This is a genomic window from Priestia sp. ST2, from assembly GCF_055810735.1.
Genome location: NZ_JBVVNT010000001.1, coordinates 558913 through 580207 on the forward strand (window position 1 = coordinate 558913; position 21295 = coordinate 580207).

General features: G+C 39.1%; 26 protein-coding genes. 23 read left to right on the plus strand and 3 right to left on the minus strand.

The annotated features are described in order from the left end of the window. The first annotated feature begins 120 nt into the window (after positions 1-120). From trpE to AC0KUU_RS02985, 20 genes are all read left to right on the plus strand, one after another. Positions 121-1635, plus strand: coding sequence for an anthranilate synthase component I (gene trpE, locus AC0KUU_RS02890; RefSeq protein WP_043976388.1), 1515 nt, complete (start codon positions 121-123; stop codon positions 1633-1635). Then, complete coding sequence (trpD, locus tag AC0KUU_RS02895) at positions 1628-2653, plus strand: anthranilate phosphoribosyltransferase (protein WP_043976390.1); 1026 nt, start codon at positions 1628-1630, stop codon at positions 2651-2653. The genes trpE and trpD overlap by 8 nt, the downstream gene beginning before the upstream one ends. Then, the gene (trpC, locus tag AC0KUU_RS02900; RefSeq protein WP_322552413.1) at positions 2643-3410 is read left to right on the plus strand and encodes an indole-3-glycerol phosphate synthase TrpC; all 768 of its coding nucleotides are present in this window, start codon (positions 2643-2645) and stop codon (positions 3408-3410) included. Before trpD ends, trpC begins: the two co-directional genes overlap by 11 nt. Continuing rightward, positions 3400-4026 carry a phosphoribosylanthranilate isomerase gene (locus AC0KUU_RS02905; RefSeq protein WP_043976393.1) on the plus strand — a complete coding sequence of 209 codons (627 nt, stop codon included), beginning with the start codon at positions 3400-3402 and terminating at the stop codon, positions 4024-4026. The genes trpC and AC0KUU_RS02905 overlap by 11 nt, the downstream gene beginning before the upstream one ends. Then, positions 4023-5237 carry a tryptophan synthase subunit beta gene (trpB, locus tag AC0KUU_RS02910; RefSeq protein ID WP_013059002.1) on the plus strand — a complete coding sequence of 405 codons (1215 nt, stop codon included), beginning with the start codon at positions 4023-4025 and terminating at the stop codon, positions 5235-5237. Before AC0KUU_RS02905 ends, trpB begins: the two co-directional genes overlap by 4 nt. After that, a complete protein-coding gene (gene trpA, locus AC0KUU_RS02915; protein ID WP_013084883.1) occupies positions 5224-6039 on the plus strand; it encodes a tryptophan synthase subunit alpha in 816 nt (271 codons plus the stop codon). The genes trpB and trpA overlap by 14 nt, the downstream gene beginning before the upstream one ends. 4 nt (positions 6040-6043) lie before the next feature. Continuing rightward, positions 6044-7147, plus strand: coding sequence for a histidinol-phosphate transaminase (gene hisC / locus AC0KUU_RS02920; protein ID WP_025750397.1), 1104 nt, complete (start codon positions 6044-6046; stop codon positions 7145-7147). Between the two features lie 72 nt (positions 7148-7219). Then, entirely contained in the window at positions 7220-8320 is a 1101-nt protein-coding gene (locus tag AC0KUU_RS02925; protein ID WP_043976398.1) for a prephenate dehydrogenase, read from the plus strand. Positions 8321-8341: 21 nt separating this feature from the next. Further along, positions 8342-9631, plus strand: a complete 1290-nt coding sequence (gene aroA, locus AC0KUU_RS02930; RefSeq protein ID WP_043976400.1) for a 3-phosphoshikimate 1-carboxyvinyltransferase — start codon at positions 8342-8344, stop codon at positions 9629-9631. Between the two features lie 253 nt (positions 9632-9884). Then, complete coding sequence (locus AC0KUU_RS02935; protein WP_272911060.1) at positions 9885-11147, plus strand: tetratricopeptide repeat protein; 1263 nt, start codon at positions 9885-9887, stop codon at positions 11145-11147. Positions 11148-11244: 97 nt separating this feature from the next. Then, positions 11245-11790 carry a ReoY family proteolytic degradation factor gene (locus AC0KUU_RS02940; protein ID WP_013058996.1) on the plus strand — a complete coding sequence of 182 codons (546 nt, stop codon included), beginning with the start codon at positions 11245-11247 and terminating at the stop codon, positions 11788-11790. A gap of 117 nt (positions 11791-11907) precedes the next feature. Further along, entirely contained in the window at positions 11908-12366 is a 459-nt protein-coding gene (locus tag AC0KUU_RS02945) for a YpiF family protein (RefSeq protein WP_025750392.1), read from the plus strand. A 204-nt stretch (positions 12367-12570) separates the two neighbouring features. After that, positions 12571-13071: a QcrA and Rieske domain-containing protein gene (locus AC0KUU_RS02950; protein WP_013058993.1), complete on the plus strand. Its 501-nt coding sequence runs from the start codon at positions 12571-12573 to the stop codon at positions 13069-13071. Positions 13072-13074: 3 nt separating this feature from the next. Then, positions 13075-13749: a menaquinol-cytochrome c reductase cytochrome b subunit gene (qcrB, locus tag AC0KUU_RS02955; RefSeq protein ID WP_013058992.1), complete on the plus strand. Its 675-nt coding sequence runs from the start codon at positions 13075-13077 to the stop codon at positions 13747-13749. Positions 13750-13859: 110 nt separating this feature from the next. After that, positions 13860-14627, plus strand: a complete 768-nt coding sequence (locus AC0KUU_RS02960) for a menaquinol-cytochrome c reductase cytochrome b/c subunit (protein WP_034649101.1) — start codon at positions 13860-13862, stop codon at positions 14625-14627. 133 nt (positions 14628-14760) lie between these two features. After that, positions 14761-15348 (plus strand): lipoprotein heptaprenylglyceryl N-acetyltransferase LhaT, encoded by a 588-nt coding sequence (lhaT, locus tag AC0KUU_RS02965; protein ID WP_013058990.1) that lies wholly within the window; start codon positions 14761-14763, stop codon positions 15346-15348. A gap of 82 nt (positions 15349-15430) precedes the next feature. Next, the gene (gene ylbD, locus AC0KUU_RS02970) at positions 15431-15841 is read left to right on the plus strand and encodes a YlbD family protein (protein ID WP_013058989.1); all 411 of its coding nucleotides are present in this window, start codon (positions 15431-15433) and stop codon (positions 15839-15841) included. 5 nt (positions 15842-15846) lie between these two features. Next, the gene (locus AC0KUU_RS02975; protein ID WP_013058988.1) at positions 15847-16083 is read left to right on the plus strand and encodes a YlbE-like family protein; all 237 of its coding nucleotides are present in this window, start codon (positions 15847-15849) and stop codon (positions 16081-16083) included. 99 nt (positions 16084-16182) lie between these two features. Then, the gene (locus AC0KUU_RS02980; RefSeq protein WP_013058987.1) at positions 16183-16569 is read left to right on the plus strand and encodes a carbohydrate-binding protein; all 387 of its coding nucleotides are present in this window, start codon (positions 16183-16185) and stop codon (positions 16567-16569) included. Positions 16570-16669: 100 nt separating this feature from the next. Beyond that, entirely contained in the window at positions 16670-17116 is a 447-nt protein-coding gene (locus AC0KUU_RS02985) for a YlbF/YmcA family competence regulator (RefSeq protein ID WP_016765457.1), read from the plus strand. A 5-nt stretch (positions 17117-17121) separates the two neighbouring features. Here AC0KUU_RS02985 and AC0KUU_RS02990 read toward each other — a convergent pair whose 3' ends face one another. Beyond that, a complete protein-coding gene (locus tag AC0KUU_RS02990; protein WP_016765456.1) occupies positions 17122-17436 on the minus strand; it encodes a hypothetical protein in 315 nt (104 codons plus the stop codon). A gap of 77 nt (positions 17437-17513) precedes the next feature. Between AC0KUU_RS02990 and AC0KUU_RS02995 the strand changes: the two genes are divergently transcribed. Beyond that, a complete protein-coding gene (locus AC0KUU_RS02995) occupies positions 17514-17789 on the plus strand; it encodes a YlbG family protein (protein WP_013058985.1) in 276 nt (91 codons plus the stop codon). Positions 17790-17863: 74 nt separating this feature from the next. On the opposite strand, the gene AC0KUU_RS03000 is transcribed toward AC0KUU_RS02995, so the two are convergent. Beyond that, a complete protein-coding gene (locus AC0KUU_RS03000; RefSeq protein WP_013084871.1) occupies positions 17864-18250 on the minus strand; it encodes a DUF7147 family protein in 387 nt (128 codons plus the stop codon). A 611-nt stretch (positions 18251-18861) separates the two neighbouring features. Between AC0KUU_RS03000 and rsmD the strand changes: the two genes are divergently transcribed. Together rsmD and coaD are read left to right on the plus strand one after the other, a co-directional pair. Further along, positions 18862-19431 carry a 16S rRNA (guanine(966)-N(2))-methyltransferase RsmD gene (rsmD, locus tag AC0KUU_RS03005; RefSeq protein ID WP_043976407.1) on the plus strand — a complete coding sequence of 190 codons (570 nt, stop codon included), beginning with the start codon at positions 18862-18864 and terminating at the stop codon, positions 19429-19431. A gap of 35 nt (positions 19432-19466) precedes the next feature. Next, positions 19467-19961 (plus strand): pantetheine-phosphate adenylyltransferase, encoded by a 495-nt coding sequence (gene coaD / locus AC0KUU_RS03010; protein ID WP_013058982.1) that lies wholly within the window; start codon positions 19467-19469, stop codon positions 19959-19961. Positions 19962-20016: 55 nt separating this feature from the next. Here the strand turns inward: coaD and ylbJ are convergent, their stop codons facing one another. Further along, on the minus strand, positions 20017-21228 hold the full coding sequence (ylbJ, locus tag AC0KUU_RS03015) for a sporulation integral membrane protein YlbJ (RefSeq protein WP_043976409.1): 1212 nt from the start codon (positions 21226-21228) through the stop codon (positions 20017-20019). Positions 21229-21295 lie beyond the last annotated feature (67 nt).

A 21295-nucleotide genomic window follows, 5' to 3' on the forward strand; every position in this document is an offset into this window, starting at 1 on the left:
AATTTTACCATTCGTATACCCAAAGGCCCATTTTTGATGTGTCTTTGGGTTTATTTATTATATCCTCTTTTATATAACCTCATCTATTCTCATTCTCCATGAAATGGAGGATTGAAAGATATGACGAACACGTATACTTCTTTTTTAGAAGACTCTACAGAGTATTTAACCATTCCAATTATAAAAAAAATATTTATCGATAGCATGACACCTGTTGATCTTTTTCAACAAGTAAAAGATGAAGCCGTATATTTGCTTGAAAGTAATGATGAATCATCACCATGGTCCAATTATTCTTTTATTGGCTTAAATCCATTTTTGTATGTTGAGGAAGAAAAAGGAACCTATCTAGCAAAAAATAAGCAGCTTCAGCCTATGCTGCAAGGAGATAGCTTTAAAGAGGTGTTTTGTAAAATTCAGCAAGAGCTGAAAGTGAAAGTACCAGACCTTGCACTTCCTTTTAAAGGAGGAGCAGTAGGGTTTATCAGCTACGACGCAGTATCGCAAATTGAAAAAGTGAACGTACATGCCCAAAATGATTTGAACATGCCTACTTTTCACTTTATCTATTGTCAAACGATGCTTGCTTACAATCATCAAACAAAAGAGCTTATGGTGATTCACTACATTCAGCTTAATGAGCAAGACAAAGAGCAGCAGAAAAAAGAAAAATACGGTGAAGCTTTAGCAGAGATCAATAGATATGTTGAAAGAATAGCGCAGACGGTGAAAGAAAAGCCAATGATGTTTGAAAGCGAGCAGCGCGAAGTTAGCTTTGAAGGCGTAACATCGTCATACCAAAAAGATAAATTTGTGCAAGATGTGGAAAAAATTAAGGAATACATTAAAAGCGGAGATGTTTTTCAGGCCGTATTGTCGCAGAGATTTCAAATTGATACGACCGTAGCTGGATTTGATATTTACAGAGTATTGCGATTAGTTAATCCGTCTCCTTATTTATTTTACGTGAAAGTAAAAGGCGTGGAGCTAATTGGAAGTTCTCCTGAGCGGTTGATTCAAATTGAAAACGGCCATTTAGAAATTCATCCGATTGCAGGAACGAGAAGACGTGGCAGGGATGCAGAAGAAGATGCGCGCTTATACGAAGACTTAATTAACGATGAAAAAGAGCGGGCAGAACACTATATGCTCGTGGACTTAGCAAGAAATGACATCGGCCGAGTTGCACAGTATGGAAGTGTCCAAACACCAGTATTAATGCAGCAGGTTAACTTTTCGCACGTCATGCACTTGATTTCTAAAGTGACAGGGCGCCTTGACGAAAAAGTACATCCCATTGATGCGCTGCTTTCTGCATTTCCAGCGGGTACCGTGTCTGGCGCTCCAAAAGTGCGAGCGATGCAAATCTTAAATGAAATTGAACCAGTTGCGCGAAATGTATATGCAGGAACCGTAGCATATCTCGGATTTGATGGAAACATTGATTCGTGCATTGCGATTCGGACCATTCTTTTGAAAGACCAGACCGCTTATATCCAGGCTGGAGCAGGAGTGGTTGCTGACTCAAAACCGGAGCTTGAGTGGAAAGAAACCCGCAATAAAGCTAGCGCTTTAATCAAAACAATTCAATTAGCCCAAGACATCTACGATAAAAAGGAGGATGTATATGTTTAAGGAATTGTTAAAAAAGTGTTTGCGCGGTGAGTCACTTTCAGCGGAAGAAGCAGAAAAAATTATGAATGATATTATGAACGGTAAAGTCCCGGCAGCTCAAATTGCTAGCGTGCTAACCATCTTAACGTATCGAGGAGAAACCGTCGATGAAATTGTTGGTTTTATCCGAGGTATGAAAAATAATATGAATGCTATTTCTCTAGAAGAATTAAACGTAGTAGATACATGCGGTACCGGAGGAGACGGGGCCTCTACGTTTAATATCTCAACGGCTAGTGCGATTGTGGCATCTGCTGCGGGAGTAAAGGTTGCGAAACATGGGAACCGAGCCGTATCTTCTAAAAGCGGAAGTGCCGACGTGTTAGAACATCTGGATATATGGATTCAAGGAAATGAAAAAGAAGTGAAAAATGCGGTGGCTGACCTCAATATGTCCTTTTTATTTGCGCCGCTTTATCACCCTGCTATGAAACATGTTGCTGCTACTCGAAAGGAATTAGGATTTAGAACGGTTTTTAATGCATTAGGTCCATTAGCAAACCCTACTAACTGCACAAAGCAAGTAATTGGCGTTTATTCCATTGAGCTTGCACGAAAATTAGCAGAAGCGCTTGTTGTACTGGGAGCTAACCACGTCCTTCTGGTTGCGGGCAGAGACGGTTTAGATGAAATCAGTGCCACGGATGTAACGGATGTTGTAGAAGTACAGGGCAATGTCATTACAGAATATACGCTTGCACCAGAGGATGTACACTTACAGAGAGGGAAGCTTGAAGACTTAGTGGTAGAAGATGCGAAATCGAGTGCCGAGCTTATTGAATCGCTATTTTTAAATAAAAGCAATGTAACTGCTAAAAACGCAGTCGTATTAAACTCTGCTGCAGCTATTTACGTTAGCGGAAATGTTTCTACTTTTGAAGAAGGAGTAGCTGTAGCTTTAGAAACAATTGAATCAGGTGCTGCATACACACAATTACAACGATTGAAATCGAAAAAGGTGGTTGAACATGCTCAATAAAATTATTGAAACAAAAAAAGAAGAAATTCAAAACCTACAGTTACCCGAACAGCAAAATGTTGCAAAACGATCATTTTTAGACGCTTTATCAAATCCGAATCGAGAGCTGGCTCTTATTGCAGAAGTGAAAAAAGCTTCTCCTTCCAAAGGATTAATAAAAGAGAATTTTCAGCCTGTGGAAATTGCTAAAGCCTACGAGAAAGGGAAAGCAGATGCTTTGTCTGTGTTAACAGATCAGCACTATTTTCAAGGGAATCGAACGTTTTTAAGTGACATTAAACAGCATGTCTCTATCCCTGTGCTTCGCAAGGATTTCATCATTGATTCCATTCAAGTGGAAGAAAGTGCAAGAATCGGTGCTGACGCTATTTTACTCATTGGAGAAGCACTTGAACCATTAAAATTGCAAGAGCTTTATCTTCAAGCTGCTGAAAAAGAGTTAGATTGTTTAGTAGAAGTGCATTCTCTAGAAACGCTTGAAAAGCTGCTAGCTGTATTTATCCCGAAGATTATTGGCATTAATAATCGAAATCTTCACACGTTTGAAACCAGCGTGCAGCAGACCAAAGAAATTGCCAAGCATGTTCCGAAAAATCAGCTGTTAGTGAGTGAAAGCGGAATTTACTTATACGATGATGTTTCCTACGTAAAAGAAGCGGGAGCAAAAGCTATTTTAGTAGGGGAATCGCTTATGAGGCAGGATAATCAAACCAAAGCGATTGAAAAGCTGTTTGGGGAAAGTGAATATGCTCATTAAGTACTGTGGTATTCGATCAAAACAAGATATAGCTTTAATCGAAAAGTCGGCTGCTACTCACATTGGCTTTATTTTCTATCCTAGAAGTAAACGATATGTAAAGCCTGAACGAGTAAATGAGTTTGTAACGGATGAAATAAAAAAACAAGTCTCGCTAGTAGGGGTATTTGTTAATACACCGGTAGATCAAATAATTGAAATTGCCTCCGTAACAAATTTAGATGTAATTCAGTGCCACGGGCAAGAAACAGCTGCGGACGTACGTCGGTTAAAGCAGCGTGGATATGAAGTGTGGAAAGCGCTCCCTCACAATAAAGAAACGGTGCAGCAAATGCATGTATATGAAGAGGCTGACGGGTATGTAATTGATAGCAAGGTTAAAGAACAATTTGGAGGAACGGGCGTCGCTTTTGATTGGAGTTTCGTTCCTCAGTATGAATCAGCTGCCCAAAGGTTAGGTAAAAAATGCTTTATTGCTGGAGGAATCAATGCTTGTAACATTGAGAACTTGTTACCCTACAAGCCTGGGGCGATTGATATTTCTGGCGGTATTGAAACAAATGGAACGAAGGACTATACAAAAATTATAGAGATTGAAAGGAAGATCATACTATGACATACAATCATCCTGATGAATTTGGCCGCTTTGGTGAATTTGGCGGAAAATACGTACCTGAAACATTAATGAAGCCACTTGAAGAAGTAGAAGCAGCTTTGAATCAAGCAATGAAAGATCCGGCATTTAAAGATGAGTATCTATCCTTACTTGTTAACTACTCTGGGCGACCAACGGCTTTAACATATGCTGATAATATTACCGAAACGCTCGGCGGGGCAAAAATTTATTTAAAACGTGAAGACTTAAATCATACGGGTGCTCACAAAATCAATAATGCCATTGGACAGATTTTACTTGCTAAACGTATGGGAAAAACAAAAATTATTGCTGAAACAGGAGCGGGTCAGCATGGGGTAGCCACAGCTACAGTAGCTGCAAAGTTCGGAATGGAATGTAAAGTATTCATGGGAGAAGAAGATATTGAACGTCAGGCATTGAACGTCTTTCGCATGAAGCTTCTAGGAGCGGAAGTCATTCCTGCAACTTCTGGAACAAAAACGCTAAAAGATGCAACAAATGAAGCGATTCGCTACTGGGTTCAACATTGTGAAGATCATTTTTACTTAATTGGTTCGGCTATTGGACCGCACCCTTATCCTAAAATGGTTCGAGATTTCCAAAAAATTATTGGAGAAGAAGCAAAAGAACAGTTTACAGCGGTAGAAGGCAAACTTCCGAATGCTGTCGTGGCATGCGTCGGAGGCGGCAGTAATGCAATCGGAATGTTTTATGATTTTATTAAAGAGGAAAATGTACGCTTGATCGGCGTAGAAGCAGGAGGGAAAGGACTAAATACAGCCCTCCATGCTGCTAAAATGGCTAAAGGCACAAAAGGTGTTATTCACGGAACGCTCACGTATTTACTTCAAGATGAAAATGGTCAGATTACAGAACCTTATTCTATTTCAGCAGGTTTGGATTATCCAGGTATCGGTCCAGAGCATTCTCACCTTTCATCTATTGGACGAGTAGAATATGAAAGTGTAACGGATGATGAGTCAATCGAAGCTCTTCAGCTGCTGGCGAAAACAGAGGGAATCATCCCGGCTATTGAGTCCGCCCATGCGCTGGCAAAAGCATTTGAACTGGCTAAAAGCATGACGAAAGAAGAAACCATTTTAATTTGCTTGTCAGGTCGAGGAGATAAGGACGTTCATACATTAGTAAACTTGCTAGAAGGGAAGGAAGAAGAACATGAATACGTTTGAAGCGAGACTACCTAAACATGAAACATTGTTTATTCCATTTATTACAGCAGGAGATCCTCATGAAGATGCAACGGTGGAAATTGCTTTGTCTTTGCAAAAGCAAGGTGCTTCTATTTTAGAACTGGGCGTACCATATTCTGACCCTTTAGCAGATGGTCCAATTATTCAAGAGGCATCTAAAAGAGCTTTATCTGGCGGCATGTCTATTTCAAAAGCCATTAAGCTTGTATCGGTGATGAGAAAAAAAGGTGTGAAAATACCGGTAATTCTCTTTACCTATTTTAATCCTGTGTTACAATTAGGTTTAGAATCCTTTTTCGCGTTAATGCGAGAAAATGAAATAGATGGAGTGCTAATTCCGGATTTACCGTACGAAGAGAGTGGCCGTATCCGAGAGCTTGCCGCTGAAAATGAAGTTGCGTACATTTCAATGGTTGCTCCTACATCTAAAGAGCGTATCCAAAAAATCGCTGCAGATGCAACAGGCTTCTTATACTGCGTGTCGTCTTTAGGCGTTACTGGGGTTCGCTCTACGTTGCCAGCTGATATTGGCACCTTTTTAGAAGATGTGAAAGCAGCAGCTTCTATACCGGTTGCCGTCGGTTTTGGGATTTCAACAAGTGAACAAGTAGAGGTGTTAAAGGAACATAGCGACGGCATTGTAATTGGAAGTGCAATTGTTAATAAAATTGGCCAGCTTGAACAAGTTCTTTTAAATAAGGATACACGCCGGGACGGATTAAATCAAATTGAGGAGTATGTTGCATCCATCGTTTCGCCTATACAAAAATGCGAGGTGTAACACGTTGAAGGTAAAAGAACAATTACTAACTTTATCTCCATATAAACCAGGTAAGCCAATTGAAGAAGTAAAGCGTGAATTTAATTTAGATCGCGTTGTAAAATTAGCATCTAATGAAAATCCTTACGGCAGTTCTGCTTTAGTAAAAGAGGCGATTGCTGCAGAAATCGAAAATATGGCGCTTTATCCAGACGGCTATGCAGCTGAACTGCGTGCAGCAGTAGCAAAGCACGTAGGCGTAGAGCAAGATCAGCTGATTTTTGGAAATGGGTCTGATGAAGTCATTCAAATTATTTGCCGAGCTTTGCTATCGGCTGATACAAATACTGTCATGCCGACGCCGTCATTTCCTCAATATAAGCACAATGCCGTAATTGAAGGTGCAGAAATTCGTGAAGTACCGCTGCGCGGCGGAGATCATGATTTAGATGCTATGCTTCGTGCAATTGATGAAAATACGACAATTGTGTGGGTATGCAGTCCTAATAACCCAACGGGAACGTATGTTAAGGGCGATGAGTTAATTTCTTTTATGAAACAAGTTCCTAAGCATACATTAATCGTTATGGATGAAGCCTATTTTGAGTATGCAGCAGATCAAGCCGACTATCCGGATACGGTAGAGTTTTTGAATGAATACGAAAACTTAATTGTACTTCGCACATTTTCAAAAGCATACGGCTTAGCTTCTTTGCGCATTGGTTACGGTATTGCAAACGAATCATTGCTACAAAAAATTGAGCCGGCTCGTGAACCTTTTAATACAAGCCGCATGGCTCAAAAAGCAGCAATTGTTGCTCTTGAAGACCAAGCGTTCATTGAAGAGTGTAAAAAGAAAAATGAAGAAGGTTTGCAGCAATACTATGCTTTCTGTGATAAGAATGGCTTAAACTATTATCCGTCTTTCACTAATTTTGTTCTAATCGATTTTGGTCGTCAAGGCGATGAAGTGTTTCAATTTTTATTGCAACGCGGATTTATTGTTCGTTCAGGGAATGCATTAGGCTTCCCAACTTCCGTTCGTATTACAGTGGGAACAAAAGAACAAAATGAACAAATTATTGAATTGCTTCAGCAGTTTGTTAACCAAGCAGCAGCGAAAGCTTAATACCTAATATAGTAAAAGATGAGAGTGTGATTTCACACTCTCATCTTCATATGTACAATGAGGTGAAGGAAAGTGAAAGAAAATGTTTTTGTTATAGGTTTGGGGTTAATTGGAGGATCGCTGGCACTTAATATAAAAAAGACGCATCATCATCTTGATGTAATAGGTTTTGACATTAATCAAGAGCAGCTGGAGCTTGCCAAAACCCTAGGTGTAATTGACCAAGCGGCTTCTTCTTTACAACAAGGCGCGGAGCAAGCGGATTATATTGTTATTGCCATTCCGGTCACTCAAGCAGCGGAAGTGCTAAAACAGTTAGAACATTTTACGCTTAAACAGTCTGTTATCGTCACAGACGTAGGAAGTACAAAAGAAGAGGTCGTGAAAACAGCGGAAGCCCTTATTGCTAAAGGTATTGAGTTTATCGGCGGTCACCCAATGGCGGGGTCTCATAAAAGCGGAGTAGCTGCTTCTAAAGCTCATTTGTTTGAAAATGCAATGTATGTATTAACACCTTCATCTTCTACTTCTTCGGAGGCTTTAGGCAGTTTAAAGGAATTGCTAAGTGGTACAAAAGCCAAAATTATTGTGATGTCACCAAAAGAACATGATAAATTAGCGGGTGTCATCAGCCATTTTCCTCATATTATTGCTGCAAGCCTTGTTCATCAAGCAGAATATTACCAACAAGACAACCAGCTAGTTTCGCAGCTTGCAGCTGGAGGGTTTCGTGATATTACACGTATTGCTTCAAGCAGTCCAGCGATGTGGAGAGATATCTTGCTTCATAACCAGGATGCGCTTCTTTCAATGTTTGACCACTGGCTTGAAGAAATGAACGACGTGCGAAATATGATCGAACGAAAAGACGCGAACGATATCTATACATATTTTTCACAAGCAAAACAATTTAGAGATCAGCTTCCTGTACGAACCAAAGGAGCGATTCCATCCTTTTATGATCTCTATGTGGATGTTCCTGACTATCCGGGGATTATTTCAGAAGTAACGGGTTATTTAGCAGAAGATGAAATCAGTATTACAAACATTCGAATTTTAGAAACACGAGAAGACATATACGGAGTATTACGTTTGAGCTTTCAAACAGAGGAAGATAGAAAGCGGGCAAGAGCGTGTCTCCATCAGCATCAATATCAGACGTTTATTTCTTAATATACGAAAGGTGTGAATGAAATGAGTGGAAAACAATTAAAAACTAATCTTTCATCTCTCCAAGGAGAAATTTCTATTCCTGGAGATAAATCGATTTCTCACAGAGCTGTGATGTTCGGAGCGATGGCAGAAGGGAAAACAACGATTAATCATTTTTTAGCAGGGGAAGATTGCTTAAGTACGATTTCGTGTTTTGAAAAGATGGGCGTATCGATTAAAAGAGAAGACGAGTATGTCGAAGTGGAAGGTAAAGGTATCGAAGGGTTAAGTGAACCTGCTTCCATCTTAGATGTAGGAAATTCAGGAACGACTACTCGTTTAATGCTTGGGATTCTTGCAGGTGTGCCATTTCATACGTCTCTAATTGGAGATGAGTCGATTGCCAAGCGTCCTATGAGCCGCGTTACGGTGCCCCTGCGCTCTATGGGTGCAAAGATTGATGGGCGTGAGCACGGCCAATATACGCCTTTATCCACTCGAGGAGGGGCTTTAAAAGCAATTCATTACCATTCTCCTGTAGCAAGTGCACAAGTAAAATCAGCGATTTTACTAGCGGGACTTCATGCGGAAGGCACAACAAAAGTAACCGAGCCTTTTACATCACGGGACCATACAGAGCGTATGCTTCGCGCCTTTGGAGTAGACGTAGAGGTAGATGGAACGACTGTAAGCATTGAAGGAGGACAATCTCTGCGCGGAACGGATGTATACGTACCTGGTGACATTTCTTCAGCTGCGTTCTTTCTTGTTGCAGGAGCCATTGTTCCAAACAGCCGAATCGTTTTGAAAAACGTCGGACTCAATCCTACAAGAACAGGTATTATTGATGTGCTTCAGCAAATGGGTGCACGCCTTACAATTTCTAATGAACGTATTCAAAATGGAGAGCCTATTGGCGATTTGACGATTGAAACGTCTCAGTTGAAAGGGATTGAAATTGGGGGGGATTTAATTCCTCGTTTAATTGATGAAATTCCAGTGATCGCTCTTTTGGCGACTCAGGCGAATGGGAAAACAGTTATTAAAGATGCCGAAGAATTAAAAGTAAAAGAAACGAACCGTATCGATACGGTTGCAACGGAGTTAAGCAAGCTCGGTGCCTCTGTTACTCCAACAGCTGATGGCCTCATCATTGAAGGCAAGACGGCTCTAAAAAGCGGTGAAGTAGACAGTTATGGAGATCATCGAATTGGAATGATGCTTGCGGTCGCAGCAGCCATTGCAACGGGAGAGGTAACACTAATGAGAAGTGAAGCTATTCACGTCTCCTATCCTACTTTCTTTGAAGATCTTGATAAACTAAGCGAATAAGAAAGAGGCTGGAACAAGCGCATTTTGGTGGAAGGAAAATCCGAACGATGAATTGATATTCTTGATAGAGAATCAAACTCGTTCGGATTTTTATTCGAAAAATGTAAGCGCACTCAAATTGATTTGTTGAACAAACGCTCAAACTATTTTATCATGGTGTATAGAAGCATGTGTTCTTGCTTCGGTTTGGAAAAAATAGAAAATTAATTCGTTTTATTTGTATATAAAAAGTGAATGTAATAATAAAGGAGAATTGTGTGTGAAAGAACTAGACCGCGCGATAGGTTACGTAGAATCCAATGAAATTGAAAAAGGTCTTGCCCTTATTCATGAATTGAAAGATAAAGCTACAGACGAAGAAAAATTTTTAATGGCTGAACAGCTTCAAGAGTGGGGACTAGTAAATGATGCGCTGCCTTTAATAGACGAGCTCATCGCTAAATACCCAGAAGAAGGCGAGCTGTATTTATTAAAAGCTGAAATGCTTATCGATTTAGAAGAAGAAGAAGAAGCGATTCATATTTTAAATCAAATTAGCAGCGAAGATGATAACTACGTGCCAGCTCTGCTTCTTGTAGCTGACTTATATCAAATGCAAGGCCTTAGTGAAGTAAGTGAGCAAAAGTTAATGGAAGCAAAAAAAATGCTTCCAAATGAGCCGGTTATAGATTTTGGGCTCGGTGAATTTTACAGCAGTCAAGGAATTTATCAAAAGGCGATTCCTTTTTATCAAACGCTGCTAAAAACAGAAAAAGAATTTAACGGCACGGATCTTCGTCAGCGATTAGCTGAAAGTTTAGCAGGTATCGGCCAGTTTGAAGAAGCGCTTCCTTACTTTGATCAAGCGCTAAAAGATAAGCTTGAGATTAACACACTATTTGAATATGCGATTTCAGCGTATCAAGCAGGTCATTATCAGACCGCTATTGAAAAGTTCACAGAACTAAAAGAGCTAGACCGTGAGTACCATTCTCTTTATTTATATTTAGCAAAATCATATGAACATGAAGAGATGCTAGAAGAGGCTGCGGTGGCTGTTAACGAAGGTATTGCGCAGGATGAATTTCAAAAAGAACTTTACTTTTTTAAAGGGAAGATAGCATTAAAGCGCGGTCTAGAAGAAGACGCTGAATCGGCATTTCAACAAGCGATTGCACTAGATCCAGGGTATATTGAAGCCATTTTAACTCTCTCTAAACTTTATATGAGTCAAGAGAGATATGAAGATGTAGTAGAGAATATAGAGCACGCCAAAGAATATAATGAGCATGACCCTCATTTTGAATGGGATTTAGCAAAAGCTCACCAAGAATTAGAAAATTATGAAGAAGCGCTAAAATACTACGAATCTGCATACACTGTTTTTAAAGAAGAGTATGCGTTTTTAGAAGAGTATGGCTACTTCTTATTAGAAGAAGGACAGCGCTCGAAAGCGAAGGGGATTTTCCAAGCCTTATTAGCAATGGATCCAACAGTAGATGAAATTCAAGACATATTATTTCAATTAGAAGAATAAATAATAGTTCAGAGGATTTTATTGCTGCCGTGTGGAATAAATAACTGTAAAAGGTGTTTTAACTGAGAGTTTAAACACAGAGGAGGGAAGTGAGAATATGACGACCCCTGTTACTGTCAACGAGAAAAAAGAATTTGTTCGCTGGTTTTTAACGAATTATCAGCTGAAGCGAAGAGAATGTGTATGGATTTTAAATTATTTGATGAGCCATGATCAATTGATGAAACGAGTTCACTTCGTTGAGCAAGCACAGTTTTGTCCTCGCGGGATGGTGATGTCTACGCACTGTGTGGAAGACCCTCCATTTCGTTTTTATAAAGAAAATATCATGACAACCGATGCAGAAAAATCATTTCATGATATTCGTTTGAATCGAGAAGAAGACATTTATATTCAATTAAACTTCCGATCGTTGTATTCATCGCCTCAATATGTGGCTGTACTGGAAGACAATCCGTATATGCCAAAAGCTAATCAAACAAATGAAAAAGACAGAGTATTAGCTGAGCAAATATTGGAAGAATCTATTCAGAAGTTTCAGCGATCAAAAATCATGGAACTAATTGATAAAGCATTAGATGAAAACGATAAAGAGGAATTTCAGCGCTTAAGCGAATATTTAAATAACCATTATGTACAGTAGATAACTGAGGGATTGGCTAGCTTCTTAGAAAAAGGTCAATCTCTTTTTTTATCTCCTTATTCATTTTGGAAAATAAATAAGACAAGCTTTAGCGGGCTTGCTGAGAGGAGAAGGAAGTTGAAGCTTCAGGCCAAGGAAATGGATGTGTACTTACAATCCAAAAGTTATGTTGATACTGTATTGGTTCCACTCATTCCGATTGATTTCGGAGAAGATTTAAAGCTTACTGCATCTATGAGTGAATATACGACTGCTCTTACTGAAGAGTTAGAGAGGCAATTTAAAGGAAGAGTGATTTTAACACCTAGTTTTACATACTTAAAAAAAGATGGAGTAGCTGCTGTTTATGAAACATTACTTCGTTGGAATGAGCATATAAATGACAATGAAGTCAAACATCTTTTTGTGCTTACTAGCGACCGAGACTGGCTGCAGTTTGAAAAAGAAATAGGGGCGTACTGCATTTGGATACCTGCTTTACCGCTTGAGCATATAGATGAGTCGCATAAGTATACGCTCATACATGAACAAGTTCAACAGCTCTTACCGATTTTTGTAGAGAAATGGAGTGTTTAAAAAGACTGTAGAATAAGCAATGGAAGCGCAAACAAAATAATGACAAAAAATTTAGAAAAATAAAGGTTATTTCCATGTTTTAGGTTTTTATTGTATTGACCTTCCAGAAATATTAATATATCATGATTATGTCCTAGTTTAATAGAATGGTCCATCATGTGTCCAAAATTCTCTGGACTGAACTTTTTTAAAGGGGGGAAAAGCATGGGTGATCGGGTATCAAGACGACAGTTTTTAAACTATACGCTCACTGGTGTAGGGGGATTCATGGCTGCTGGAATGTTAATGCCAATGGTGCGCTTTGCAGTAGATCCAATTTTAGAAAAAGAAGCGGGTCAGGATTTAGTAGCTGTGGCGCAGGTTAAAGACATTACAAAAGAGCCGAAACGTGTCGATTTTAAAATCAAGCAAGTGGATGCGTGGCATAAATCAGAAGAGCCAAGATCGGCTTGGGTGTACAAAACTGATAAAGGTGAAATCGTCGCGCTGTCACCAATTTGTAAGCATTTAGGCTGTACGGTTAACTGGGCTGGTGACAAAAACTATCCACACCGTTTCTACTGTCCTTGTCATGGGGGAATGTATGAAAAAAGCGGTAAAAATGTACCGGGGACACCACCGATGGGACCGTTAGATGTATACGTTCAAAAAGTAAAAGGCGGTACGTTATATCTAGGAAAAGCCAAACCACAAGGAGGGGCATAGAAAATGTTGAATAAAATCTATGACTGGGTGGATGAACGGCTAGATATTACTCCTTTATGGCGAGATGTGGCCGATCATGAAGTGCCAGAGCACGTAAATCCTGCACATCACTTTTCAGCATTTGTGTATTGTTTTGGTGGATTAACGTTTTTTGTTACCGTTATTCAAATTTTATCAGGCATGTTTTTAACTATGTATTATGTACCAGATATAAAAAATGCATGGGAATCCGTTTATTATCTGCAAAATGAAGTCGCTTTCGGACAAATTGTTCGAGGTATGCATCACTGGGGAGCAAGTTTGGTTATCGTCATGATGTTTTTACATACACTTCGTGTTTTCTTCCAAGGAGCATACAAAAAACCCCGCGAGTTAAACTGGATTGTGGGTGTGTTAATTTTCTTTGTTATGTTAGGTTTAGGTTTTACAGGTTATTTGTTGCCGTGGGATATGAAAGCGCTCTTTGCAACGAAAGTAGGTTTGCAAATTGCTGAATCCACACCAATTATAGGCCAGCAAGTGAAGACGTTACTCTCAGGACATCCAGACATCGTTGGTGCTCAAACACTAACTCGCTTTTTCGCCATTCACGTATTCTTTTTACCCGGAGCCCTACTTGGCTTAATGGGTGCCCACTTCTTAATGATTCGTAAACAAGGAATTTCAGGACCACTATAAAATTTTATACGCTTTATTCAAGTATTCAATCACACTAGTCATCATATGCATCAAGCACATACTCCGTTGTTAGTACTTTCACTAGAACAGTGAGAAAAAGGAGGGAGAACATGCATCGTGGTAAAGGGATGAAGTTTGTTGGAGATTCACGTGTTCCTGCAGAACGAAAACCCAATATTCCAAAAGATTACTCTGAATTTCCAGGGAAAACAGAAGCATTCTGGCCAAACTTTTTACTAAAAGAATGGATGGTAGGGGCAGTTTTTTTAATCGGTTATCTATGTTTAACCATCGCTCATCCATCTCCTCTTGAACGTATTGCCGATCCGACTGATACGGGGTACTTGCCTCTTCCTGACTGGTATTTTTTGTTCCTATATCAATTGCTTAAATATTCATTTGCTTCTGGTCCATATAATATTATAGGTGCATTTATTATTCCAGGGATTGCATTTGGCGCATTAATGCTTGCTCCGTTCATTGATCGAGGACCAGAAAGAAGACCAGCTAAGAGGCCGTTTGCAACAGGATTCATGCTTTTGGCTATAGCAGCAGTCTATTTCCTAACGTGGCAGTCAGCGACACAGGTGGACTGGAAAGCGCGTGAAGAGCAAGGGAAAATTAGAGAAGAAGTAGCGATTGACAAAAATTCAGAAGGCTACAAAATCATGCAAAAGCAAACGTGCTTAACCTGTCATGGTGATAACTTACAGGGAGGTCCTGCGGCTCCGGCTTTAACAGGAATTGATTTATCTCCTGAGGAAATCGCCAAGATCGCAAAAAATGGTAGAGGCAATATGCCAAAAGGTGTTTTCAAAGGTTCAGATAAAGAATTGAAAACGCTCTCGGAGTTTGTCGGCAACTTAGGAAAAGAATAATGAAAACCAGCCAAAGGGCTGGTTTTTTTGAATTTATTTAATGCTGTGTTTTACATCAATGAGATAGGTGCTTGCTATTGTTCAAAAACTGTACATAATAAAGAAGAGATTAAATGTAAAGGAGACTTTCTAAATGGCTTGGTTATGGTATACCTTAAAAGATAAGCGTTTTTTAACGCTTTTGCTGATTGTGAATATACTAGGAACAATCTACGGATATATTTGGTATGGAAGTCAATTAGCGGAAACACCTAAGAAGTTTTTATTATTTGTGCCTGATAGTCCAACGGCAAGCCTGTTTTTTGTTATTGTACTTATCGGTCTTTTACTTGGAAAGCATTTTTCACTGTTTGAAGCTTTAGCAATGATCACGCTGTTTAAATACGGGATTTGGGCCGTCGTAATGAATGTATTGGTCTATGTGTTAACAGGATACATTGATTGGATGATGCTTATGTTAATGGCTTCTCATGCAGCAATGGCTTTTCAAGGGCTTTTGTACGTACCGTTTTACCGCATTAAATTATGGCATGTAGCTGTTGCCGCTGTATGGGCTGTACATAATGATATCATTGATTACGTTTTTTCTATGATGCCAAGATACAGCATGCTCAATGCGTATATGTCTGAAATTGGTTATTTTACATTTTGGCTAAGCATTTTATCTATTTTCATTACATACTGGTTCACAGTTCGTGCTTCTTCAAAAAAACAGCTATAAAAAATTTTTGAAATAGGCGCACGAAACGAGCTCTCTTTTTCTAAGATATAGTAGGCTATATTTAAGTATGAGGTGAGTGACTGTGAAGGAAACCAAACGAGAGCTTCATCCGTCCGTTGTGGAATTTAAACAATTTGTAAAATCACATCCCAAATTAGTAGAACAGGTTCGAAAGCAGCAAAAAACGTGGAAAGAGCTTTATGAAGATTGGTATTTATTCGGTGCAGAAGATCCAATGTGGGAGGCATATCGTTCAGAAGAAAGTGCAAAGGCTGAACCAGCTGCTGCAACAGAGGAGAAAAAAGATATCATGGGTACAATCGTATCCTCGCTGAAAAACATGGACTTGAATCAAATGCAAAATCATATCACAAATGTAAATTCAGCTATTTCCAATATTCAACAAGTACTGCAGCAATTTCAGCCATCTAAGCCATCTGGTGGAGGAGCAGCTTCCGGGCCAGGGAATCCATTTGGCTTTAGGAAAGATTAAACGCAATGAGAAAAGATATATACGAGTATATGCAGTCTCGTCCTAAACTCAACGACTTCGTTCGTGAACAGCCAATGTGGTACCGGCGTTTATCTAGAAATCCTGAAGAACTGGAGAAATTTGAATTAGAATCTAAGCACTACTACAAACAAACGATTCCTCATAAAGTCGAAAAGTTTTCGAATTCGATTCAAATGGCAAACATGATGTTTCATATGTTTCAGTCCATGAAAAATCAATGATCTCTGCATACATAGCGATGCAGAGATTTTTGCACGTCATGAGTAAAAACAAAGAGTTTGTAAACACTATGGAGAAACGAATGATAAAGGAATGGTATTATGCGCTTACTATTAACGACGGCCTTATGTGTAGTTTCTCTGCTAGGATGCAACCATGATAAACCAAAACCTGAAACTAAAATTTCCTCTCAGCCGCGGGCAGCTGAAACGTTTGGTGCAATGAATACAAAACCTTCACTGATGGTACACCAGCATGTGAAAGGACAAAACGTATACGTCGAATGTATTCTAAGCGGGTTTTCATTTTCAACAGAGAGTGGATTCCTTCAAATCAAAGTAGATGGAAAACCATTTAAAGAAATGAAGCAAGCAGCCTTTGTTTTAAGTGATCTTCCAAAAGGATCTCATACTGTTACGATTGAACTGATGAAATCTAAAGAAGAAAGTTATCAAGTGAGGAATACCTTTACGGTTGAAATTATATAGTTAAAAAGTAGAACTTGTAGTAAATCAGTGTAAGCTGTTTTAGCAAGTTCTTTTTCTTTAGATCCAAAACGTGATAAGATAAAAACGGAGGTGCACAGCCATGCTGACAACAATGAGAACTGTTGAATTACTCGATGAGTCTGATCACGTAGCGAACATGGTGTTACAATCAGACGTAGCCGAGAACTATCGTCAATGTTTATATAGATTAAATAAAGATTCACATGCACAGGCATTAATTGCTGAATTTGTGAAAATAAAGGAACAGTATGAGGATGTTCAGCGATTTGGAAAATATCATCCTGATTATAAAACCATTACGAGACAAGTACGTGATGTAAAGCGTCAAGTTGATTTACACGCGACAATCGCTGCGTTCAAAAAAGCAGAAAGTGAATTACAAAAGCTGCTTGATGAAATTAGCGTTATCCTTGGTCAAGCTGTTTCAGAGCATGTGAAAGTACCAACGGGAAATCCGTTTTTTGATACGGGAAGCAGCTGCGGCGGTGGCTGCGGATCTGGTGGAAGCTGTGGGTGCAGCGCATAAGCCGTTCACTGTATAAATCGAACGCAATCAGCACAGGAATTTCCGCAGCAGGCCATTTTACGCTGTGGAACGTAAAACCTATGCTGATAAACATAAGTAAGATGCTGACTTCTGACAAAAGTTGAGCGCCACGTAGCATTTGTATTGGATGTAGCAAAAATAGATGAAGCTTCTAGAAGCTCATCTATTTTTCTACGCTTAATTGATGTGTTTATATACAAAAAGGGTATATTTGTGATTTTTTTGAAAATGACTTGTTCAATAGCTCTCTGCTCGTTAAAATGAGTAAGAAAGAGCATCCAGATATCATCTAAATTCATACATAAAGCACCTACTTCATATAAAAGAATTTATGATAAAGAAAACCAATATAACGTATGCAAAAGGGGAACTAAATATGTTTGTTGAACGTCAAGGAATTGTGGCGTATGTGCATTCTGTTAAGCAAGCAAAAGCATTGCGAAAGTACGGAAATGTACATTACGTATCTAAAGAATTAAAGTATGTTGTCTTATATTGCAACCAAGATGGCATTGAAAAAACAATCCATAAACTTCAGTCTCTACCTTTTGTGAAGAAAGTAGATCCTTCTTATCGGCCGTTTTTAAAAACAGAATTCGAAAATTCAAAGCCGGATAAGGCGAAGGAATATGACTATAAGATAGGAATTTAAACAAAAAAGGAATGTTATTTACATTCCTTTTTTTATTTTACTTGCCCTTAGTAAACGAATAGGCAGGGATGAGATTATTGCATTGGCGGAATAAAGCGGTTCATTCGCAAAATGCCAATAAGGTGCTGATAGTAGAGTGCTGTTTCTGGAAATGTAGTAGATGGTTTGACATCGAGTACCACAATTTCTTTTCCCGCTTCCTCAGCAGCTCGTTTAAATAACTCAACGCGCTTGCTGTCGTTTTGTTTTAAAACAATTCCTTCTCGGCAAACGTAAAGCGGTTGGAAATTCCCTTCAGCTGTTGGATGCAAGACAGCGACAAAAGAAGCTACTTGTCGATCTTCTTTTACTGTTCGCAGCATAATAAGATGAGCAAGACGGTGTTTGTTGCTTTTGACAATCTCTAACAGCTCATAAATATCTGAATACCCTTCTCCGAGCTCAATAAAACGCTGAATCATATGTATTTCCCCCTTTATGTATTAAAAAAGCAAACTCACGTAGTTTAATGTATCACTGAATATTTTAAGAGTAAATAAAAAAATCCCTACAACTACTCATTGTAGGGCCCTTCAATAAAGGGGTGTAATCACCTCTGCGATTACAAGCACCTTGATGAAGGCAAAGGGAGAGGAGAAACCGGAGGAAGAACTTATGGGGAAACGTAAGTCTTCTCCGCGGTTGGCAACAACATCGGTTAGATGATGTTGTTACTAGTCAGTATGTCCGTTTTAAACGTTCATATACCTGTCTTGTGAAATTCACTTTTTAATACATAAAAGACTGATAACATAACAGAGAAAAAGGGTAAATTTACGTTTGTTATGACATATTAAAGTAAAGGAATTCTTCTATGAACGAAATGCCGAATGATCTTCATAGGTGTATCTTTTAGAAAAGAATCAGTGTATCTAAGGACACGGCCGTAAAAGTCCAGCATAAAAGCAAGCTGCTGGTTACTGCATAGAATGTATACAGCATTGAATAAATTGAGGATTTTTGCTAGTCTTTGTAATTCAAAATATGTTAGGATAATGAAGAATAAGGAAGTAAAAGTAAGGTAGTGATAAGGATGAGAGTAGTAGCAGGTTTATATAAAGGCCATGCGTTAAAGGCGGTTCCAGGATACTCAACCCGCCCTACAACAGATAAGGTGAAAGAAGCTATTTTTAATATGATTGGACCGTTTTTTGAAGGTGGAACAGCTCTTGATTTGTTCGGTGGAAGCGGTGGCTTGGGAATTGAAGCTCTAAGCCGAGGAATAGATAAAGTCATTTTTGTGGATCGGGATGGCAAAGCGATTCAGACGATTAAAGCAAACTTAGCATCTTGCCGGTTAGAAGACCGCGCTGAAGTGTATCGAAATGATGCAGAACGTGCACTGAAAGCGATAAAGAAAAGGGAGCTGATTGTCGATTTACTTTTGCTTGATCCACCGTATAAAGCACAAAAGTTGAAAGCGCTTATCGAAACGGTAAGTGAAGAAAATCTTCTAGCAAAAACAGGAATTATTGTAGCGGAGCATTCTCATGATGTACAGTTAGATGATGAGATTGGTTTATTTGAAAAAATAAAAAGCGAAACGTACGGTATCATTGGTGTTTCTATTTATACATACAAAAAAGAAGAATCAGTTGACTAAATCAATGAGCTGTTAGATGTAGAAAGGGGATACGTATGGGCAGTATAGCTGTTTGTCCAGGAAGCTTTGATCCAGTTACAAATGGACATTTTGATATTATTAAACGAGGCGCAAATGTATTTGATACGATTTATGTGGTTGTTTTAAATAACTCTTCAAAAAGTCCTTTATTTACAGGGGAAGAGCGAGTAGCTTTGCTGAAAGAAGTAACAAAATCACTTCCTAATGTGGTAGTAGAGTCGTATAGTGGATTATTAATGGAATATGCAAAAGAAAAGCAGGCAAAGACCATTTTAAGAGGTTTACGTGCAGTATCGGATTTTGAGTACGAAATGCAAATCACATCTGTAAATCGCGTATTAGATAAAGAAATCGAAACGTTATTTATGATGACAAATAATCAATACTCGTTTTTAAGTTCTAGTATTGTAAAAGAAGTAGCTAAATATGGCGGGAATATTTCTGAATTAGTTCCTCCCCCTGTTAGAGAAGCGCTTGCGGAAAAATTTGAACAGCTGTCTCAAAAATAAGATAAAAAAGAACGTGACGTTTTCTTTGCCGATAAGAAAACGTCGCGTTCTTTTTTTACTGGGAACGATGAAGAAACGTTCGTTTTGAATATATATAAATATAGCAGCACAGCGTAAAAATCGTTAAGAGCGGACCGTACACGTTTAGCCACTGCGATAGAATCGTAACGGACTCCAAGTGAGAAGAAACCGGCAGTGCTCCTTCAGATGCTTGAAAAGTAGTAATGGATTCTCGAAGAGGACCCCATAGAAAAATAGTGAATACTACCGCAAAACAGCCGTGAAAAATGCGTGCAATAAAAAACGGGAAAAATCGAATATCTGTTTCGGCGAGTATACTAGCCACTTGTGCTTGAACGGAGAAACCGCTGAAGCCTAATACAAAGCTAACGATGATAATTTGATGAAACAGCAGCGTGTCTGGCGCTTCACTTGCTAGACGGCTTCCTAGCGTGATTTCAAAAAGCCCTGAAATAAAAGGAAGGCTCAGTTCAGTCCCTATATGACAAAGGGAAAATAAATAAGCTAGACCGCTGCTTAAAACGGCGGTAATATGAGTAACATATAAAAGTTTGTTTAATACAGAAAATAAAATGATAAAACCGCCAATCATTAAGAGAGATTGAACAGCAGAAGTAACCGCATCTCCTAGAAGCTTCCCGATAGGACGCTTATCTTTTAAACGCGTTTTATGCATTTCATGAAAAGCTAACGATAAAGAAGGTTTTTGAGTTACTTGTCCTTTCGGTTTTGCTGATCCATAAAAACGCATTACCAGTCCTACACAAATATTCCCTATGTAATGAGAGAGAGCTAATATGATACCGACAGCTGGATTGTGAAAAAAGCCAACTGCCACAGCTCCAAAAATAAAAATAGGGTTAGATGAGTTAGTAAATGATACGAGTCTTTCAGCTTCTATAGCTGTTAGCTGCTTTTCTTGACGCAGCCGGGAAGTGATTTTTGCTCCTGAAGGAAACCCAGAAGCCATGCCCATTGCTAAAGCAAAACCCCCTACTCCAGGTACTCGGAATAAAGGCCTCATAAACGGCTCTAATAAGATCCCAATGAACTTCACTACGCCAAACCCAATAAGCATTTCTGAAACAATAAAAAAGGGCAGCAGAGAAGGAAAGACGACCTTCCACCATGTGTTGAGACCTCTTACTGAACCTTCTAGCGCTTCTTTTGGATATACAATAAGCGCAATAGCGAGAAGCGTTACGCTCGTCCCGAGCAGAAGTGTTTTCACCATTGATTTATTCAACGAACGATTCATCTCCTTTTCTAAGCTCATGTCATCTTGATATGAATGAAATGAGGAGTTTTAGGCA

Coding starts and splice junctions, on each gene's coding strand:
- trpA (WP_013084883.1), top strand. CDS start 5,224: ATGAATACGTTTGAAGCGAGACTACCTAAACATGAAACATTGTTTATT.
- AC0KUU_RS02960 (WP_034649101.1), top strand. CDS start 13,860: ATGCATCGTGGTAAAGGGATGAAGTTTGTTGGAGATTCACGTGTTCCT.
- AC0KUU_RS02975 (WP_013058988.1), top strand. CDS start 15,847: ATGAGAAAAGATATATACGAGTATATGCAGTCTCGTCCTAAACTCAAC.
- AC0KUU_RS03000 (WP_013084871.1), bottom strand. CDS start 18,250: ATGATTCAGCGTTTTATTGAGCTCGGAGAAGGGTATTCAGATATTTAT.
- AC0KUU_RS02995 (WP_013058985.1), top strand. CDS start 17,514: ATGTTTGTTGAACGTCAAGGAATTGTGGCGTATGTGCATTCTGTTAAG.
- AC0KUU_RS02985 (WP_016765457.1), top strand. CDS start 16,670: ATGCTGACAACAATGAGAACTGTTGAATTACTCGATGAGTCTGATCAC.
- AC0KUU_RS02905 (WP_043976393.1), top strand. CDS start 3,400: ATGCTCATTAAGTACTGTGGTATTCGATCAAAACAAGATATAGCTTTA.
- AC0KUU_RS02950 (WP_013058993.1), top strand. CDS start 12,571: ATGGGTGATCGGGTATCAAGACGACAGTTTTTAAACTATACGCTCACT.
- trpC (WP_322552413.1), top strand. CDS start 2,643: ATGCTCAATAAAATTATTGAAACAAAAAAAGAAGAAATTCAAAACCTA.
- aroA (WP_043976400.1), top strand. CDS start 8,342: ATGAGTGGAAAACAATTAAAAACTAATCTTTCATCTCTCCAAGGAGAA.
- trpE (WP_043976388.1), top strand. CDS start 121: ATGACGAACACGTATACTTCTTTTTTAGAAGACTCTACAGAGTATTTA.
- AC0KUU_RS02990 (WP_016765456.1), bottom strand. CDS start 17,436: ATGAATTTAGATGATATCTGGATGCTCTTTCTTACTCATTTTAACGAG.
- trpD (WP_043976390.1), top strand. CDS start 1,628: ATGTTTAAGGAATTGTTAAAAAAGTGTTTGCGCGGTGAGTCACTTTCA.
- AC0KUU_RS02940 (WP_013058996.1), top strand. CDS start 11,245: ATGACGACCCCTGTTACTGTCAACGAGAAAAAAGAATTTGTTCGCTGG.
- AC0KUU_RS02980 (WP_013058987.1), top strand. CDS start 16,183: ATGCGCTTACTATTAACGACGGCCTTATGTGTAGTTTCTCTGCTAGGA.
- rsmD (WP_043976407.1), top strand. CDS start 18,862: ATGAGAGTAGTAGCAGGTTTATATAAAGGCCATGCGTTAAAGGCGGTT.
- coaD (WP_013058982.1), top strand. CDS start 19,467: ATGGGCAGTATAGCTGTTTGTCCAGGAAGCTTTGATCCAGTTACAAAT.
- lhaT (WP_013058990.1), top strand. CDS start 14,761: ATGGCTTGGTTATGGTATACCTTAAAAGATAAGCGTTTTTTAACGCTT.
- qcrB (WP_013058992.1), top strand. CDS start 13,075: ATGTTGAATAAAATCTATGACTGGGTGGATGAACGGCTAGATATTACT.
- trpB (WP_013059002.1), top strand. CDS start 4,023: ATGACATACAATCATCCTGATGAATTTGGCCGCTTTGGTGAATTTGGC.